This window comes from Promicromonospora sp. AC04, from assembly GCF_003058225.1.
Taxonomy (GTDB): domain Bacteria; phylum Actinomycetota; class Actinomycetes; order Actinomycetales; family Cellulomonadaceae; genus Promicromonospora.
Genome location: NZ_QBUG01000001.1, coordinates 893,777 through 911,427, shown reverse-complemented (window position 1 = coordinate 911,427; position 17,651 = coordinate 893,777). Strand labels below are relative to the sequence as shown.

General features: G+C 71.9%; 17 protein-coding genes and 1 other RNA gene. 15 read left to right on the top strand and 3 right to left on the bottom strand.

Features of this window, described 5'->3' with window-relative positions:
* Positions 1-9 precede the first annotated feature (9 nt).
* The 3 genes from C8K30_RS03940 (at position 10) to C8K30_RS03930 (ending at position 1,150) form a co-directional block, all read left to right on the top strand.
* A complete protein-coding gene (locus C8K30_RS03940; protein ID WP_108491532.1) occupies positions 10-198 on the top strand; it encodes a hypothetical protein in 189 nt (62 codons plus the stop codon).
* Positions 195-575: a TadE/TadG family type IV pilus assembly protein gene (locus C8K30_RS03935; RefSeq protein WP_108491531.1), complete on the top strand. Its 381-nt coding sequence runs from the start codon at positions 195-197 to the stop codon at positions 573-575. The genes C8K30_RS03940 and C8K30_RS03935 overlap by 4 nt, the downstream gene beginning before the upstream one ends.
* 167 nt (positions 576-742) lie before the next feature.
* Complete coding sequence (locus C8K30_RS03930; protein WP_233256955.1) at positions 743-1,150, top strand: pilus assembly protein; 408 nt, start codon at positions 743-745, stop codon at positions 1,148-1,150.
* A gap of 126 nt (positions 1,151-1,276) precedes the next feature.
* On the opposite strand, the gene C8K30_RS03925 is transcribed toward C8K30_RS03930, so the two are convergent.
* Positions 1,277-2,590 carry an endo-1,4-beta-xylanase gene (locus C8K30_RS03925; RefSeq protein WP_108491529.1) on the bottom strand — a complete coding sequence of 438 codons (1,314 nt, stop codon included), beginning with the start codon at positions 2,588-2,590 and terminating at the stop codon, positions 1,277-1,279.
* Positions 2,591-2,831: 241 nt separating this feature from the next.
* Here C8K30_RS03925 and C8K30_RS03920 point away from each other — a divergent pair, with 241 nt between their 5' ends.
* The 8 genes from C8K30_RS03920 (at position 2,832) to ssrA (ending at position 9,168) form a co-directional block, all read left to right on the top strand.
* Positions 2,832-3,323 (top strand): hypothetical protein, encoded by a 492-nt coding sequence (locus tag C8K30_RS03920; RefSeq protein ID WP_233256954.1) that lies wholly within the window; start codon positions 2,832-2,834, stop codon positions 3,321-3,323.
* 19 nt (positions 3,324-3,342) lie between these two features.
* Positions 3,343-3,756 carry an ankyrin repeat domain-containing protein gene (locus tag C8K30_RS03915; protein WP_233256953.1) on the top strand — a complete coding sequence of 138 codons (414 nt, stop codon included), beginning with the start codon at positions 3,343-3,345 and terminating at the stop codon, positions 3,754-3,756.
* A 57-nt stretch (positions 3,757-3,813) separates the two neighbouring features.
* On the top strand, positions 3,814-4,923 hold the full coding sequence (gene prfB / locus C8K30_RS03910) for a peptide chain release factor 2 (protein ID WP_108491901.1): 1,110 nt from the start codon (positions 3,814-3,816) through the stop codon (positions 4,921-4,923).
* Between the two features lie 138 nt (positions 4,924-5,061).
* Positions 5,062-5,838 carry a cell division ATP-binding protein FtsE gene (gene ftsE, locus C8K30_RS03905; RefSeq protein WP_108491528.1) on the top strand — a complete coding sequence of 259 codons (777 nt, stop codon included), beginning with the start codon at positions 5,062-5,064 and terminating at the stop codon, positions 5,836-5,838.
* Positions 5,839-5,840: 2 nt separating this feature from the next.
* Positions 5,841-6,752, top strand: coding sequence for a permease-like cell division protein FtsX (gene ftsX / locus C8K30_RS03900; RefSeq protein ID WP_108491527.1), 912 nt, complete (start codon positions 5,841-5,843; stop codon positions 6,750-6,752).
* The gene (locus tag C8K30_RS03895) at positions 6,752-8,122 is read left to right on the top strand and encodes a M23 family metallopeptidase (RefSeq protein WP_108491526.1); all 1,371 of its coding nucleotides are present in this window, start codon (positions 6,752-6,754) and stop codon (positions 8,120-8,122) included. Before ftsX ends, C8K30_RS03895 begins: the two co-directional genes overlap by 1 nt.
* A 90-nt stretch (positions 8,123-8,212) precedes the next feature.
* Positions 8,213-8,689, top strand: a complete 477-nt coding sequence (gene smpB, locus C8K30_RS03890; RefSeq protein ID WP_108491525.1) for an SsrA-binding protein SmpB — start codon at positions 8,213-8,215, stop codon at positions 8,687-8,689.
* A gap of 110 nt (positions 8,690-8,799) precedes the next feature.
* Positions 8,800-9,168, top strand: a transfer-messenger RNA (tmRNA) gene (ssrA, locus tag C8K30_RS03885).
* Between the two features lie 171 nt (positions 9,169-9,339).
* Here ssrA and C8K30_RS03880 read toward each other — a convergent pair.
* Entirely contained in the window at positions 9,340-9,978 is a 639-nt protein-coding gene (locus tag C8K30_RS03880; RefSeq protein WP_146197319.1) for a hypothetical protein, read from the bottom strand.
* Positions 9,979-10,207: 229 nt separating this feature from the next.
* Between C8K30_RS03880 and C8K30_RS03875 the strand changes: the two genes are divergently transcribed.
* On the top strand, positions 10,208-12,088 hold the full coding sequence (locus tag C8K30_RS03875; protein ID WP_108491523.1) for a propionyl-CoA synthetase: 1,881 nt from the start codon (positions 10,208-10,210) through the stop codon (positions 12,086-12,088).
* A 21-nt stretch (positions 12,089-12,109) separates the two neighbouring features.
* Here C8K30_RS03875 and C8K30_RS03870 read toward each other — a convergent pair whose 3' ends face one another.
* Complete coding sequence (locus C8K30_RS03870; RefSeq protein ID WP_146197318.1) at positions 12,110-12,634, bottom strand: hypothetical protein; 525 nt, start codon at positions 12,632-12,634, stop codon at positions 12,110-12,112.
* A gap of 289 nt (positions 12,635-12,923) precedes the next feature.
* Here C8K30_RS03870 and C8K30_RS03865 point away from each other — a divergent pair, with 289 nt between their 5' ends.
* The 3 genes from C8K30_RS03865 to C8K30_RS03855 are packed head-to-tail and all read left to right on the top strand — an operon-like array spanning position 12,924 to position 17,629.
* A complete protein-coding gene (locus tag C8K30_RS03865) occupies positions 12,924-14,846 on the top strand; it encodes a beta-N-acetylhexosaminidase (RefSeq protein ID WP_233256952.1) in 1,923 nt (640 codons plus the stop codon).
* Positions 14,843-16,405 carry an amidohydrolase family protein gene (locus C8K30_RS03860; RefSeq protein ID WP_108491520.1) on the top strand — a complete coding sequence of 521 codons (1,563 nt, stop codon included), beginning with the start codon at positions 14,843-14,845 and terminating at the stop codon, positions 16,403-16,405. Before C8K30_RS03865 ends, C8K30_RS03860 begins: the two co-directional genes overlap by 4 nt.
* Positions 16,406-16,423: 18 nt before the next feature.
* Positions 16,424-17,629: an alanine racemase gene (locus tag C8K30_RS03855; RefSeq protein WP_108491519.1), complete on the top strand. Its 1,206-nt coding sequence runs from the start codon at positions 16,424-16,426 to the stop codon at positions 17,627-17,629.
* Positions 17,630-17,651 lie beyond the last annotated feature (22 nt).

Sequence of the window (17,651 nt, the reverse complement as noted above, 5' to 3'; positions counted from 1 at the left end):
GGAAGCGCCATGCGCGACGACTGTGAGCCCGGCCGCGAGTACGGCTCCGAACCGGACGACGACCGGGGCGACGTGCCCGGCTGGGTGCTGGTGACGCTGATGACCGCCGGACTGGTGGTCGCGCTCTGGGCGGTGGCCGGCCCGCTGCTCGAGGACGCGTTCCGCCAGGCGATCGCCAGCGTCACGGGCCACGGGTGAGTCCTGGCCGGCCGGAGCACGGCTCCGCCGCGGTCGAGTTCCTCCTGGTGTCCGTGCTGGTCCTGGCGCTCCTGCTCGGTGTGGTCCAGGTGGCGCTCGCGGTGCACGTGCGGTCCCTCGCGATCGACGCGGCGGCCGAGGGCGCCCGGGTGGCGGCCCGCGCCGACCGGACCCCGGCCGACGGTGTAGCCCGCACCCGGGCGCTGCTCGCCCAGGCCCTTACCGGCGACTACGCCCGCTTCGTCACTGCAGGCCACGCAACGCGCGACGGCGCCGCGGTCACCGAGGTGACGGTCCGCACGCCGCTGCCCGTCGTCGGGTTGCTCGGGCCGGGCGGCACGCTGACGGTGCGGGGCCACGCCCTGGAGGAACAGTGAGCACGGCGGGCCGTGACTCGGGAGTCGGTGGTTCCCCTTCCGGGAGGGTTACGCAGAGCGAACAGTGCTCCCCCCGGGTAACTCCCTCCGGTCCGTTGGCCTTGCCTCACGGAGCGGCGAGGTGCGCTCGGCGCACCCCGGTCCCGGCCGGCGAGCAGGGTTCCGCGATGGTCGAGTTCCTCGGCGTCGCGCTGATCCTGCTCATCCCGCTCGTCTACCTCGTGGTGACGCTCGGGCGCGTGCAGGCCGGCGCGTTCGCCGCCGAGGGCGCGGCGCGGGAGGCCGTCCGTGCGATGGTCACCGCCGAGTCGGCGGCGGCGGGCACTGCCCGCGCTGAGGCCGCGTTGGGGATCGCCCTGACGGACCAGGGCTTCGCGCGCGACGCCGGCGCGCTCACCCTGGAGTGCTCGGCCTCCCCGTGTCTGACGCCGGGCGGCGCCGTGGGCGCCGTCGTGCGGGTCGAGGTGCCCCTGCCGCTGGTGCCCGATGCCGTGCGGGGCTGGGTGCCGCTGTCCGTTCCCGTCGAGGCGGCTCGCGGCGGAACGGTGGACGAGTACACGGAGGCCCGGCCGTGAGCGATACCGGGTAGCGGTCGGGGTCGACCAGGGCATCCTGCTGACGCCCTGGCCAGAGGTACGACGGCGGCGGTCCGCACGTTCCGGAAGGTGCGGACCGCCGCCTTCGTCTGGCAGGTCAGCCCGTCACGAGACCGAGCAGGTCGCCGTGGGGGTGTTGGTGTTCCCGTTCTTGTAGACCGTGATGCCGAAGCTGTTCCCGGCCCCGTTCGGTGTCGCCGTCAACGTGCCGGTGGTGCCGGAGACCGTGGCGTTCCAGGAGTTCTGCAGGCTCTGCGCGCCCTGCAGCTGGATCGAGACCCGCCACGTCGAGCTGCCGGAGACCGCGAGCGAGACGTTGAACCGGTCGGACCACTCGGTCGACCTCGTGACGGTCACCGTGCAGCCGCCGGGCTGCGGGTTGGTGGAGCCGCCGTTCAGCGCGTCGAGCGTGGAGGTGTAGGCGGCCTTCTTGTTGCCGTTGCCGTCGAAGAGGAGCGGGGTACCGCTGGCCCGCCACGAGTCGGTGTCGCGGACGCCCCATACGGTCAGGCCGGTGCAACGAGAGACGGCGAGGCAGGCCTGGACGACCCTGCGATAGTTGTCGGCCTGCGCGGTGCCCGAGCCCTCGATGTCGAGCTCGGTGATCTGGACGTCGACGCCCAGCGCCGCGAAGCTCGACAGCGTGGTCTGGTAGTTGCTCGGCACGGGGCTCTGCGCGTTGAAGTGGGACTGGAAGCCCACGCAGTCGATCGGCACGCCACGGGCCTTGAAGTCGCGGACCAGGTTGTACACGGCCTGGGTCTTGGCGTGCGACCAGTCGTCCGTGTTGTAGTCGTTATAGCAGAGCTTGGCGCCCGGGTCGGCGGCCCGGGCGGCGCGGAAGGCCGCCTCGATCCAGTCGTTGCCGGTGCGCTGCAGGTTCGAGTCACGGCGGGCGCCGGAGGAACCGTCCTGGAACGCCTCGTTCACCACGTCCCAGGAGTGGATCTGGCCGCGGTAGTGGGTGGCGACCTGGGTGACGTGGTTGAGCATCGCGGACCGCAGTGCGGAGCCGCTCATGTTCTGCATCCAGCCCGGCTGCTGCGAGTGCCAGGCCAGCGTGTGGCCGCGGACCTGCTTGCCGTTGCTGCGCGCCCAGCTCACGACGCGGTCGCCGTTGGTGTAGTTGAACTGGTTCTGGTTCGGCTCGGTCGCGTCTATCTTCATCTCGTTCTCGGCGGTGATCATGTTGAACTCGCGGTTCGCGATGGTCGTGTAGGCCGTCTCGGAGAGCTTGTTCGCCGCGATCGCGGTGCCGAAGTACCGGCCCGACTCCGCGGCTGCGGCCTGCAGCGTGCTGCCGGCGGCCTGTGCGGAGGTGGCCGCCACACCGGCGGTCAGGACTACGGCGGTCAGCGTGGCGAGCGAGACGGCTCGCAACGTGCGCCTGGGGCGCAATGGGGTGAGCGTTCGGGTCATCGTTGATCCCTTCGTGCTGGACGTGCCGTCGTTGGCTCGTCGGGCGTGGAAAAGGATTTCGTTCCCGCGAGCCGGGTGTCAAGAGATTCTGCTAAACGTTTTCTACGAGGTCATCGGCCTTAACCGTTTAGGCTCCCAGGCCGCCGCGTCGGGGCGCCGGACCGGGACGGCGGGCGGGGTTTCGTCCACAGGCCGCCACCGCCTCGTGCGCGAGGCGGTGGCCCACCGCAGAATGAGGGGCATGGAGGGCACCCGCATTACCCGCGACGATCGGACGTGGCGCGGGCGGAAGCCCGCCGGAGACCGGGAGGGCGGCCGGATCATGCTGCTGACCTCGGCCTTCGTCGCGTTCACTCTGATGCTCGTCGCGGTGGTCGCCTCCGCGAGCGCGGTCCACCTGGACCGCAAGGCGCTCTACGACGTCGCGGATCTCGCCGCGGCCGACGCCGCGGACGCGATGTCCCCGGACGCCTTCTACACGGGTGTCGGCGCGCCCGCCGACGGCGCCGCGCTAACCCTGTCCGACGCCGGGGTGCGCGCCGCCGTCGAGCAGTACCTCGCTGAGCACCCGCCGGGGCTGCCCGTGGGGGTGACCGAGGCGTCGTCGCCGGACGGGCGGTCGGCGCGGGTGACGCTGTCGGGCGTGTCCCGGCCGCCGCTGCTGCGCTGGTTCACCGACGCGTTCGGCGGCGGGATCGCGGTGTCGGCGTCGTCCACGGCGCGGGCATGGTGAGCCGGGTTAGGTTGTGGACATGAGCGAGCCGGACATGAACCAGCAGCACCTGAACGACCAGGAGCGGGAAGGCGTGCGCCTCGAGCCCCAGCAGATCTTCGACCTCGCCCGGCAGGGTGCGGACGTGCTGCTGGACCTGGTGGACGCGAACCTGCCGGTCGACCTGGCCGACGAGTCGGACAACACGCTGCTGATGCTCGCCGCCTACCACGGGCACGCCGAGCTGGTGGCGGGTCTCGCCGAGCGCGGCGCGGACGTGAACCGGCTGAACAGCAAGAACCAGGCGCCGCTCGCGGGGGCCGTCTTCAAGGACGAGGCCGACGTGATCCGGGTGCTGATCGAGCACGGGGCCGACGTCGACGCAGGCACCCCGAGCGCTCGCGCGACGGCGCAGATGTTCGGCCGCGAGCTGCCGGAGCCCGAGGCCAACTGAGCCGGCGTCGGAATTTCCGGCGTCAGGCACCGACAGGCGCGGGTAACCTTGAACATCGTGGCAACCAACGACTTCCCCGCAGAGATCAAGGCGCTCCGCGCCACCCTCGAGTCCATCGAGGCCGTGAGCGACCCCACCGCCCTGCAGGCGAAGATCGCGGAGCTCTCCGAGCAGGCGTCGGCCCCCAACCTGTGGGACGACCCCGAGGAAGGCCAGCGGGTGTCCTCCGCGCTGTCGGCGGCGCAGTCGGAGCTCGACCGGGTGGAGAAGCTGGCCGCCCGCATCGACGACACCGAGACGCTCGTCGAGCTCGGCGTCGAGATGGACGACGCCGACTCGCTCACCGAGGCCGAAGAAGAGATCGCCAAGATCCGCAAGGACCTCGCGGCGCTCGAGGTGCGTACCCTGCTGAACGGTCAGTACGACGCCCGCGAGGCCGTCGTGACGATCCGTGCGGGCGCGGGCGGCGTGGACGCCGCCGACTTCGCCGAGATGCTGATGCGCATGTACCTGCGCTGGGCCGAGCGCCACGGTTACCCCACCAAGGTGGGCGACACCTCCTACGCGGAGGAGGCGGGCCTCAAGTCGGCGACGTTCGAGGTCAACGTCCCGTACGCGTTCGGGAACCTGTCCGTCGAGGCGGGCACGCACCGGCTGGTGCGCATCTCGCCGTTCGACAACCAGGGCCGCCGGCAGACGTCGTTCGCGGCGGTCGAGGTGATCCCGCTGATCGAGCAGACGGACCACATCGACATCCCGGAGTCGGAGCTCAAGATCGACGTCTACCGCTCCTCGGGCCCGGGTGGCCAGTCCGTCAACACCACGGACTCCGCGGTGCGCATGACGCACATCCCCACCGGCGTCGTCGTCGCGATGCAGAACGAGAAGTCCCAGATCCAGAACCGCGCCGCCGCCTACCGCGTGCTCCAGTCGCGCCTGCTCCTGCTGCGCAAGGCGGAGGAGGCCGCGAAGAAGAAGGAGATGGCCGGCGACATCAAGGCCAGCTGGGGCGACCAGATGCGCTCCTACGTGCTGCAGCCGTACCAGATGGTCAAGGACCTGCGCACGGAGCACGAGTCGGGCAACCCGCAGGCTGTGTTCGACGGCGCCATCGACGACTTCATCGAGGCCGGCATCCGCTGGCGTCGCGGCGGCTCGTCGAGCTGACGCCGCCCACGGCACCGAGCGAATTGCGGTTTGCGGGATGATATGACCGGTATGGCGCGCGGTTAGCCCGCGACAGGGTGACCGCCGTCGGCGTGTCTCCCCGACACGCCACCCGATCTCCCACCTAGGGTCGGGCTCGTGATCAGGTTCGAGAACGTGTCGAAGGTCTATGCGCGCGGCGCACGGCCTGCCCTCGACCAGGTCTCCGTGGACGTCGAGCGTGGCGAGTTCGTCTTCCTCGTGGGGGCCTCGGGCTCGGGCAAGTCGACCTTCCTTTCGCTGGTGCTGCGCGAGCAGCGGCCCACGCGCGGCCGCGTCTACGTCGCGGGCCGGGACGTCGCGAACCTCTCCGGCTGGCGCGTGCCCACGCTGCGCCGCCAGCTCGGCGTCGTGTTCCAGGACTTCCGGCTGCTGCAGAACAAGACCGTCCACGAGAACGTGGCGTTCGCCCTGCAGGTGATCGGCAAGCCGCGGCACGTCATCCGGGACACCGTGCCCGAGGTCCTCGACATGGTCGGCCTGGCGGGCAAGGGCAAGCGCATGCCCACCGAGCTCTCCGGCGGTGAGCAGCAGCGCGCCGCTATCGCGCGCGCCATCGTCAACCGGCCGCAGATCCTCCTGGCCGACGAGCCCACGGGCAACCTCGACCCCACCACCTCGCTGGGCATCATGCGCCTGCTGGACCGCATCAACCGCACCGGCACCACGGTCGTCATGGCCACGCACGACGACGAGATAGTCAACGAGATGCGCCGCCGCGTCGTCGAGCTGTCCGACGGCGTCGTCGTCCGTGACGAGGCCCGCGGCGGCTACGGCGAGCGCGAGGCGATCCTGCCCGAGGTCGGCGCGTCGCCCGTGCTCGACGCCCCGGGCAGCGGTACCCGCGCGCCGGTCCAGACGGTGCGGGGGGCCTGACCGTGCGCCTCCAGTTCGTGCTGGGCGAGGTCCTCTCCGGCCTGCGCCGGAACACCACCATGGTCGTGGCGGTGGTGCTCGTGACGTTCGTGTCGCTGACGTTCGTCGGCGCGGCCGCCCTGCTGCAGGCGCAGATCGGCAAGCTCAAGGACGACTGGTACGACCTCGTGGAGGTGTCCGTCTTCCTCTGCCCGCAGGGCTCGATGGAGCCGACGTGCGCCGCGGGCGAAGCTACCGAAAAGCAGATCGACACGGTGCGGCAGGTCATCGACACCGAGCTGTCCAGCGAGGTCAGCAAGGTCTACTTCGAGTCGAAGCAGCAGGCGTTCGACGCCTTCAGCGAGCGCTACCCGGACGGCTACCAGGGCACGCAGCTCACCGAGGAGGACATGCAGGCTTCGCTGCGCCTCAAGCTGACCGACGCCGAGCAGTTCGCCGTCGTGAGCGACGTCCTGTCCGGGCGCGACGGCGTGGAGATCGTCGAGGACCAGCGGGCCGTCTTCGAGCCGCTGTTCCGCACGCTCAACGTCGCCACCCTGCTCGCGGCCGGGCTGGCCGGCGTCATGCTCCTGGCCGCGGTGCTGCTGATCACCACCACCATCCGGCTGAGCGCCGTCTCCCGGCGCAAGGAGACGGAGATCATGCGCCTGGTCGGCGCGTCCAACCTGTTCATCCAGCTGCCCTTCCTGCTGGAGGGCGCGCTGGCGGCAGTGCTGGGCTCGCTGCTCGCCGGGGGCGGGCTGTGGCTCGCGGTGCGGTTCATGGTCAGCGACTGGCTCGAACGGTCGGTCGACTGGGTCGCCTACGTGTCGGAGGTCGACGTGCTCCGCGTCGCGCCGCTGCTCGTGATCATGGCCGTCGCCCTGGCCGCCCTCTCGTCCTTCTTCACCCTGAACCGGTACACGAGGATCTGATGTCCACTCCCCGAAGCGTCCCCAGGGTTCGCGGCCCGCTCGCCGCCGCGCTCGCGATCGTGCTCCTGCTGGGCGGCTCGACCGCCGGCTTCGCGGACGACCTCGACGACCGTCGTGCCGCCGCGGAACGCCAGCAGGAGGCCAAGGAGGACGAGCGCGAGAGCCTCGAGGCCGAGCTGGAGCACACGGACACCCAGCTCGCCGACGCGGTGCTCGAGCTGAACCAGGTCGAGGGCCGCCTGCCCGTGGCGGAGGCCGAGCTGGCCGTCGCCGAGGCCGAGCTGGAGCGGGCCGAGCGAGAAGCGGCGATCCTCGCCCAGCGGCTGGCCGACGCGCAGCTGGAAGAGGCGCAGGTCACCCAGCTGCTCCAGGCCGGCTCCGGCAAGGTCGATGCCGCCCGCCGCGACATCGCGCGGATGGCCCGCGAGGAGCTCCGTGGTACCGGCAACGCCACGACCATCGGCCTCGTGACCGGCGCCCAGAGCACCGAGGAGTTCATCGACGGGTACTCGGTGTCGTCGTCGGCCGCGCGGATCCAGGCGCGCACGCTCGCCGAGCTGCAGGACGCCGAGGCGACCGCCCGCAACCTGCAGGCGCGGCTGACCGCGATCCGTGAGGTCGTCACGGAGCTCAAGCGCCTCGCGGACGAGAACGTGCGGTCCAAGGAGCAGGCCAAGCAGGCGGCGGTGGAGCGCAAGGCGGAGATCGAGCGCCTGATCGCCGAGCAGGAGCGGCTCAAGGCGCGCATCGAGCGCCGCAAGGACGCCGCGCTGCAGAGCATGCGGGACAACGAGCAGGAGCTGAGCTCCATCGAGGCCGACCTGAAGGAGATCATCCGCAAGCAGGAGGCGCGGGACGAGCGCCTGGCCCAGCTGCAGGCCGAGCGGGAGGCGGAGGAGAGCTCCTCGGGCGGCGGGTCCTCGGACGGCGGCTCCTCCGGCGGTGGTGGGGGCAGCAGTGCCGGGAGCCTGTCGTTCCTCAGCTATCCGACGGCGAGCCCCGTCATCACCTCCTCGTACGGCATGCGGTTCCACCCGGTGCTGCAGTACTACCGCCTGCACGCGGGCACCGACTTCCGGGCGTACTGCGGCACGCCGATCCTGGCCGCCGCGGACGGCACCGTGCTGTACGCGCGCTATCTCGAGGGCCTGGGCAACCAGGTGCTGATCAACCACGGCTACTCGTCGGGCGGGAGCAGCGTGATGACCAGCTCGAACCACCTCACCTCGTTCGCCGTCTCGGCGGGGCAGCGGGTCTCGCGGGGGCAGGTGATCGGCTACTCGGGCACCACCGGTACGTCCACGGCCTGCCACCTGCACTTCGAGGTGTATGTCAACGGTTCGACCGTCGACCCGATGACCTGGCTGTAAAAGCCTGGTCCACGCAGGTGGGGCGCGTAAACTAGGGCGTCGCGCTGCCCGCACGGGGTATGCCGCACCAGCAGATCCCGGAGGGAGACCATGGCCAAGAAGGACGATCCGCGCAAGATCGTGGCGAACAACAAGAAGGCCCGTCATGACTACGTGATCGAGGACGTCTTCGAGGCCGGGCTCGTGCTGTCGGGCACCGAGGTCAAGGCGCTGCGGATGGGGCGGGCGTCCCTCACGGACGGCTACGCCAACATCGACCGCGGCGAGGCGTGGCTCGAGAACGTGCACATCCCCGCGTACTTCCAGGGCACGTGGAACAACCACGCGCCGCGGCGCCGGCGCAAGCTGCTGCTGCACCGCGAGGAGATCGCGCGGCTGGAGTCGAAGTCCCGGGAGAAGGGGCACACCCTCATCCCGCTGTCGCTGTACTTCCTGGACGGCCGCGCCAAGGTCGAGATCGCGCTCGCGCGCGGCAAGAAGGAGTACGACAAGCGCCAGACCCTGCGCGAGCAGCAGGACATGCGGGAGGCGCAGCGGGCGATGCGCCAGAAGGAGATGCTCAGCTGACGCCGCTTGGCGGCTGTTAGCGAAATAACGTTCCTGTCTGGGGTGTTGTCCCCTAGACTGGGCGTGTTCCGCACGGGTGCAGCCCGGGCGGGGCAGTTGAAAACAACATAGGGGCTGATCGGTTTCGACGGTGGTCGTGCTTCGAGGAGAAGCGGGCCGAGGATGCAGGCTTATCTCGTAAACGATGCCTGCAAACACATAGTTGCCGATAACTCGCGCAACGACTTCGCCCTCGCCGCCTGAGCGAGCCCGAAGTCCGTCGGCCTGGGAATTGCTTCCGTCCCAGTAGCCGGCGTCATCTAGGAAGCCACTGCTCGTAGCTCTCGTCATCGGGGCTACGGGGACATTTAGATGACTGGGCCTGTCCGCGAACGTGTCTGTGCGAGTGCGGGGGCCGAGAAAATCCATAGCAGACTGCGCCCGGAGAAGTACTGGAAAAGCGCCACCGGACCCGGGTTCGATTCCCGGCAGCTCCACTCCCCTCGAAGCGAGGTGTGCCCTGACGGGCCACCTCGCTTCGTCATGTCTTGTGGGGGCGGAGCCCTCCACACCCCGCCCCGGGGGCACGCCCCCGGACCCCCGTCGTGGCTGGGTCGTGCTATCGATGCCGGGGCCATCGTCGTGTCCACGACTGGTTGCGTCGGGCAGGCCTACTCGACGTCGCGCAGCGCCGACAGGACGGCGACCGTATCGGCGCCGTACTTGTCGTCGGCGTAGCGCTGGATGCTGCCGTCGTCGTAGACGACCGTCACCCAGACGTAGCCGTTCTCGGTCCAGCCGCTGAGACCGTCGAGGTGATCTAACACCTCGTTCTGAAGCTCCAGGGCCTCCGGCGTGTCCGGTCCGGCCGCTCCGGCGTTGTCCGGATCGAGCCGGGGGTCGTCGGGGGAAACGGGCTGCTCGGCCGGGGCAGCGTCGGTGAGCCGGAACGTCTCGCCGTCCCAGGTGCCCTCCACCGTGTACTCACCCCAGGTGGTGTCCTGCGCGGAGTCGGCCTCGACGGCTTCCCAGTCCCACCCCGCGATCTCCGGACCGCCGCACTGGGGCGGGAGCGATTCGGCCACCCCGCCCAGGCAGAGCTCGGGCGGGCCGTCCCCTTCCTGGAGGACGGTCGCGACGGCGGTCACCGGGCCCGACGCCGACGGAGTGGGCGGCGCGGTCGCCGTCGGTGCGTCGTTGGGCTGGTTGCTGTTCGACGCGGGGCCGGCCGGGCCGGCGCATGCGCTGAGGAGCAGGACACCGGCCAGCCCGGTACCGAGGAGTCGGTGAGGTGCTCGGAGCGGGTTCACACCCTGCATATGTCGTCATGGCGACGGCGCTTGCGCGTCGTGCTGGATACCCGGTGGCCGGCGTCTCGCCTGGGCACATACCCGCTGAACCGACCACCGCCACGAGAGAACCCTCGCAGCGGCCATCGGCACGCCGCCCGGCCCGGCCGCTCGACGGCGTCGCACGTCCGAGGCACACTGGCAGCGGCGCGGACACCGGGGTCCGTGTGCCGGAGCGGAAGGGCACCAAATGGCCGACTACGCGGACGTCTACCGCCGCAGCCTCACCGACCCCGAGGGGTTCTGGGGCGAGCAGGCCGCTCTCGTCACCTGGTTCCGCAAGCCCACCCGGGTGCTCGACGCCGACAGCCCGCCGTTCTACCACTGGTTCCCCGACGGCAGGCTGAACACCTGCTACAACGCGCTCGACCGGCACGTGATCGCCGGACGCGGGGACCAGGCGGCGCTGATCTACGAGAGCCCGGTCACGGGCACGTCGGCGACGATCACCTACGCCACGCTCCTGCAGGACGTCGCGGCGTTCGCCGGCGCGCTGCGCGACCTCGGCGTCGGGCAGGGCGACCGGGTGGTGATCTACATGCCGATGGTGCCCGAGGCCGTCGTCGCGATGCTGGCCTGCGCGCGGCTGGGGGCGGTGCACTCGGTGGTGTTCGGCGGGTTCGCCGCGAACGAGCTGGCCGTGCGGATCGACGATGCGCAGCCCAAGGTCGTGGTGTCGGCGTCGTGCGGCATCGAGCCCACGCGGGTGGTCGAGTACAAGCCGCTGCTGGACCGGGCGCTGGAGCTGGCCGACCACGCGCCGGCGTCGTGCGTGGTGCTGCAGCGGCCGCAGGCCGTCGCGACCCTCGTCGAGGGGCGGGACCTGGACTGGGCCACCGCCATGCACGCCGGGCGGACCAACCCCGCGCCGTGCACGGAGGTCGCGGCCACGGATCCGCTCTACATCCTGTACACGTCGGGCACGACGGGTAAGCCCAAGGGGATCCTGCGTGACAACGGCGGCCACGCCGTCGCGCTGGCCTGGTCCATGCGGAACGTCTACGACATCGAGGCCGGTCAGGTGTGGTGGACGGCGTCCGACGTCGGCTGGGTGGTCGGCCACTCCTACATCGTCTACGGGCCGCTGATCGCCGGCGCGACCACCGTGCTCTACGAGGGCAAGCCCGTCGGCACGCCCGACGCGGGGGCGTTCTGGCGGGTCGTCGCGGAGCACGGCGTAGAGGCGCTGTTCACCGCCCCCACCGCGATCCGAGCGATCAAGAAGGAGGACCCGGAGGGCATCCTCGTGGCCAGCCACGACATCTCCTCCCTGCGGCACCTGTTCCTCGCGGGGGAGCGGCTCGACCCCGGCACGTACGAGTGGGCCGGGCGCATCCTCGGCGTACCCGTCGTCGACCACTGGTGGCAGACCGAGACCGGCTGGGCAATCGTCGCGAACCTGCGCGGGCTGGACCCGATGCCCACCCGGCCCGGTTCGCCGTCGGTCCCCGTGCCGGGCTTCGACGTGCAGGTGCTGCTGCCGGACGGCACGGTCGCGGGTCCCGGGCAGGAAGGAAGCCTCGCGATCCGCCTGCCGCTGCCGCCAGGGACCCTGCAGACGCTGTGGCGCGACGACGCGCGGTACGTGTCCTCCTACCTCGCGGCCTTCGACGGGTACTACCTCTCCGGCGACGGCGGCTACATCGACGACGACGGGTACGTCTACGTCATGGGCCGCACCGACGACGTCATCAACGTCGCGGGGCACCGGCTGTCCACCGGCGCGATCGAGGGTGTCCTCGCGAACCATCCCGCCGTGGCGGAGTGCGCGGTGATCGGGGCCGCCGACCCGCTCAAGGGGCAGGTGCCGCGCGGGCTCGTGGTGCTCAAGGCGGGCGCCGACCCCGAGGGGGTGGCGGCGGAGCTCGTCGCCGCAGTGCGCGACCAGATCGGCCCGGTCGCCGCGTTCAAGGACGTCGAGATCGTCGCCGGGCTGCCGAAGACCCGCTCGGGCAAGATCCTGCGGCGCACCATGCGCCAGCTGGCCGACGGCGAGCACCCGGCAGTGCCGTCGACCATCGAGGACCCGGCGGTGCTGGCTGCGCTCGAGCCGGTCCTACGGCGGGCGTGAGGATGCCCGGTGCGGGCGCGGTCAGCTGTTGGTGAAGTCGTACCAGTACTTGCCGGTCTCGTAGTAGGTGACGACGCCGTTCCCGTCGAGGTCCTCGTCCTTCACGAAGCTTTCGCTGCCCTTCTTGGCGTAGGTCTCCTCCGCGGAAACCTTGCCGTTCTGGTCGACGTCGCCGAACACGTCGTTCGGGTAGAGCTCGCCGGGATCGGCATCGAGGTCGTACTCGAGGAATGCAGGCTCGCTCGCCACGTCCGTCACGGCTGAGTCGACCGCGGTGACCGCCGCGAAAAGGGTCGCGTTGGCTACGACGAAGACGACTACCGACAAGACCGAGAGGACGACGGCGGTCACGGCGAGGCCCATACCGACCCCTCGCGAGCGGGCCTTGACGATGCCGATCACGCCGAAGACAAGACCTAGGGCGCCAAGCGGGATGGCGACGACGTTCACGATCGGGATGAACGCGAAGAGGATGCCCACGAGGGCGAGAACGAAGCCGGCAACGGCCAGACCGTTCCTGGCGGGAACTACGGCGGCTGTAGACATGTGCGGGTGCTTCTCTCTGTTGTGCGCAACGCTGTACGCAACGGGGGGATGCTGCGCTGGTGAGGCCGGTGTCGTAGATCCGGCTGGTGCGCCGACCGCGGCTGTCCGGCCCTTGACGACAGCACGACCTCGGTTCCGGCCCCAGTGCCGAACGTCCCAAGTCCCGGGTCGAACGTCCTGCACCGCACACTTGCCGCAGGTCGCACTATGAGCACTGATAGGGCGACCGGGCCTACGTTCTATGGCTGCCTGCCGCATGCGAACAGGGCGCCGCGCTAGGGTGGCGCCCGTGCACGACCCCGGAGATCCTGGCCTTGTTCCCGAGCCTGCGTCGACGCAGGTGCCGGGTGGTTCGGTGCTGCTCCCGAACGGCGCGCGGGTCGCGACCGATCCGGCCCTGCGCCCCGCGGCGCGCTGGTGGCGCCGGGTCACGGAAGAAGCCTTCGGCATCGACCTGGTGCCCACGGCACTGCCCGTCGATGCGGCCGGCCCGGCCCCGCACGGCCTGACCGACCCGGCCGGCCCGGCCCCCGAAGGGACCGCCGACGTCACCTTCGTGCTCGCGACCGGCCTGCTCACCGGGGGCTACCGGATCGAAGCGCGCGCGGCGGCGTCGGGCAGCGGGACCGGGGTCGGAGGAGCGCCGGGCACCGTGCGCGTCGAGGCCGCGGACCTCGCCGGCGCCCACGCCGCCGCCCAGACCCTGCGGCAGCTCGCCGGCCCGGCGGCCTTCCGCCGCGCGTCCGCTGCCTACCGCGGCGCGGGCGACGCCGGGATGGTCGAGCTCCCGGCAGTGCGCATCGAGGACCACCCGCGGTTCGAGTGGCGCGGCGTGCTGCTCGACGTCGCCCGCCACTTCCTGCCCAAGCACGACGTGCTGCGGTTCATCGACCTGGCCGCCGCCCACCGGCTGAACGTGCTCCAGCTCCACCTCACGGACGACCAGGGCTGGCGCGTGCAGGTCCACCGCTACCCCGAGCTGACACGCACCGGCGCATGGCGCCGCGAGTCCACCGTCGGCACGTGGCGCACCGGATCGAGGGACGGCCGGCCGCACGGCGGCTTCTACGCGCAGGACGACCTGCGCGAGATCGTCGCCTACGCCCGCGACCGGGGCATCACGGTGGTCCCCGAGATCGACGTGCCCGGCCACGTCGAGGCCGCCGTCGCCGCCTACCCGGAGCTCGGCACGCGCAAGGATCGCAGCGGGGTCCGCACCACGTGGGGCATCAGCCAGGACGTGCTCGACCCGTCCGAGGGGTCGCTCGCGTTCTTCCGGCACGTGCTGGACGAGGTGCTCGACGTCTTCGACGCGCCCTGGATCGGCCTCGGCGGCGACGAGGTGCCGACCACCCTCTGGCGCGAGTCGCCCCACATCGTCGAGCGCGCCAGGGCCCTTGGCCTGTCCGGGCCCGACGGCGCCCCCGACGTCGCGCAGCTGCACGGCTGGTTCGTCGCCCGTCTGGCGCAGCACGTGTCCGACGCCGGCCGCCGCGCCGTCGTCTGGGACGAGGCGGTGTCGCCGATCCTGCCGCGCGACGTGATCGTGACGTCCTGGCGCGGGTACGCCCAGGGCGCCGCCGCGCTCGCGGCGGGGTACGACGTCGTCATGGCGCCCGAACAGGCCGTCTACCTGGACCACCGCGCGGGGGAGCACCCGGCGGAGCCGATCCCGGTCGGCTTCCTGAGAACGGTCGAGGACGTCTACTCCTTCGAACCCCTCCCCGCCTCGTTGAGTGCTGACTACCTGGGTCAGCACGCCTCGACCCCACAGGTGGCCGGCAATCGACAAGAGCCCGGCCGGCTGCTCGGCGCGCAGGCGCAGGTCTGGACCGAGCACCTCGACAACGCGCGGCGCATCGACTACGCGACCTTCCCACGGCTGGCGGCCTTCGCCGAGGTCGCCTGGTCGCCGCGGGCCGACCGGGAGCCGGGCTCGCCGGCGTCGAAGGAGTTCCTGGACCGGCTGGAGCGGCACCACCTGCCGCGCCTCGACGCGTACGGCGTCGAGTACCGGCCGCTCGGCGGCCCACACCCGTGGCAGACCCGGCCGGGCGTCGAGGGCTACCCCCGCGACCTGGCAGCGGAGACCGCCGTCGGCGGCTGGGCCGGGCTCGGTGGCTGGCGAGAGGACGGCGGCGTGGAGAACCTCCCGACCGACGCACCCGGCCCTGAGCGGGCATCCGAGCAGACCCCGGAGGATGACGCGTGAACGGCACGATCCTGATCCGCGGCGCCCGCGTGCCGCAGCCCGACGGGTCCCTGTCCGAGCCGGTCGACGTGCACGTCGCGCGCGGCCGGATCGCGGCGATCACCCGCGCGGGAGCGCGGGGCGCCGTCGCGCAGGACACCGGGATCCTCGACGCGCAGGGCCGCGTCGTCCTGCCCGGGTTCGTGGACGCGCACACGCACGCCGAGGCCGCCGTCTTCGAGCCGGACGTGCAGCTCGCGATGCTGCGCCAGGGGATCACGACGGTCGTGACGGGGCAGGACGGCGTGTCCTTCGCCCCGACCGACCGCGCGACCTACGACTGGGCGAGCGCGTACTTCGCCGCGATCGACGGGACCCACCCCACGTTCGCGGGCGGCTCCGTTGGCGACCTCCTGACCACATACCACCGCGCGGTCCCCGTGAACGTCGCGTACCTCGCGCCGCACGGCACCCTGCGGTACCGGGTGATGGGGGCGGCGCAGCGCCCGGCGTCGGACGAGGAGCTCGCGGCGATGGTGGGCCTGCTGGAGCAGGCCCTGGACGACGGCGCCTGCGGCCTCTCGACCGGCCTCGAGTACGTGCCGGCCGCCTACGCCGACGAGCGCGAGCTGATCGCGCTCGCGAAGGTCGCTGCCGCGCGCGGGCTGCCCCACGTGAGCCACATGCGCGGGTACGAGGACAAGGGCGTCACGGCCTTCGAGGAGCTCATGCGGATCGCGCGCGCCTCCGACGTCGCGACGCACGTGTCGCACCTGCACGGCCCCGCCCACGACCTGCTGGAGCAGGTAGGGGCCGCACGCGCCGCGGGTCACGACGTCAGCTACGACTCCTACCCCTACCTGCGCGGATGCTCCATCCTGTCGATGGTCGCGCTCCCGACGTGGCTGCCCGTCGCCGACCCCGCCGCGACGATCGACGCCCTGCGCAACCCCGCCATGGCCGGGCGCCTGGGCGACCACTTCGCCGGCCTGACGGACCTGTGGCCGCGCATCACCTTCGCGTCCGTGCCCGGCATGGAGTGGGCCGAGGGCCTGACCCTGCCCGACGTCGCCGCCCGGCTCGGGCGGTCGGCCCCCGACACGGTGGTCGAGATCCTCACGACCACCGCGCTGCGCGCGAGCTGCGTGTTCGCGCAGCCGCCGACCAACTCGCCCGAGTCCGTCCGCACGCTGGCGGAGCACGACGGCCACCTCGCCGGGTCGGACGCCATCTACTGGGGCGGCCGGCCACACCCGCGCGGCTGGGGAGCGTTCGCCCGGTTCCTCGACGAGCACGTGCGGCGCGGCTCGTGGACCTGGTGGGACGCTGCCCAGCACCTGTCGGCGCGCGCCGCGCGGCGCTTCGCCCTGGCCGACCGCGGGCAGCTCGTACCCGGCGCCGTCGCGGACATCGCGCTCGTGGACCCCGAGCTGGTCCGCGACGATGCGACGTACGAGGCGCCGCGCACTCCGGCGTCCGGCATCGAGGACGTGCTGGTCGGCGGGGTGCCGGTGCTCTCGGGCGGCGAGCTCACCGGGGCGACGCCCGGGCACGGGCTTCGTCCTGCGCCTGCCGCGTGACACGGCAGGATGGGGGTTGTGTTGCGCATCGATGACCCCAAGTTCTCCTGGCCGCTGCTGACGCTCGACGAGGCGTCGCTGGACCACAACATCGCGACCGTGGCGGGCGCGTTCGCGAGCGCGGGGGTGGAGCACGCGCCGCACGTGAAGGCGCACATGTCGCGCGCCATCTGGGAGCGGCAGGCAGCCGCCGGGGCATGGGGCGCCACAGTGGCGACGCCCGCGCAGCTCAAGGCGGCGCTCGGCTGGGGCGTCCCGGGAGCCGGCCGCCGCGTGTTCGTCGCGAACGAGCTGGTGGACCCGCGCGAGATCGCGTGGCTCCGCACCGCACTCTCCGACGGCACCGCGGACGAGGTCTGGGTGTACGTCGACTCCGCACGGGGCGTGGACCTGCTCGCCGCCGGCTTCGCGGGCGCCGCGCCGGAGGCCGCCGCGCGGCTCGGCGTGCTCGTCGAGCTCGGCGTCCCCGGCGGCCGCACGGGCGTCCGCACCGTGCCCGACGCCGTGACGCTCGCCGGCCGGGTGCACGACGCCGGGCTGCGGCTGGTCGGCGTCGCGGGCTACGAGGGGCCCGTGGCGAGCGGCACCAGCGCCGAGGAGCTGGCCGCCGTCGGGGTGTGGTGTGACGGGCTGCGTGAGGCGGGGGCCGGGATCGCCGGCCTCGTCGACGGGCCCGTGGTGCTGAGCGCGGGCGGCAGCGCGTTCGCCGACGTCGTCGCCCGGCACCTCGCCGTACCGGTCCAGGACGCGGCGGGCGACGGCGTGCCGACGCGGGTAGTGCTCCGGTCCGGCGCGTACGTGACGCACGACCACGGCCACTACCTGCACGCCGACCCCTGGACACGGATGGGCGTCGAGCCGCTGCGGCCCGCGATCACCGTCTGGGCCTCGGTACTGTCCACGCCTGAGCCCGGGCTGGCCATCTGCGGCATGGGGCGCCGGGACGTGTCGTTCGACATCGACCTGCCGACACCGCTCGTCGTGCGCTCGGCCGACGGGGCCGGCCGGCTGGGCGAGGCCCGCGAGCTGACCGGCGTGCGCGTGACCGCGCTCAACGACCAGCACGCCTACCTGTCTCCCGACCTGGGTGCGGGCTTGGCGCTCGAGCCCGGCGACGTGGTCGGGTTCGGCATCTCGCACCCCTGCACCACGCTCGACAAGTACCGCGCCGCCCTCGTGACCCGCGGCGACGAGGTCGCCGAGCAGATCACCCTGAGCTTCTGACCCCGCTTTCGACCCACCGCAC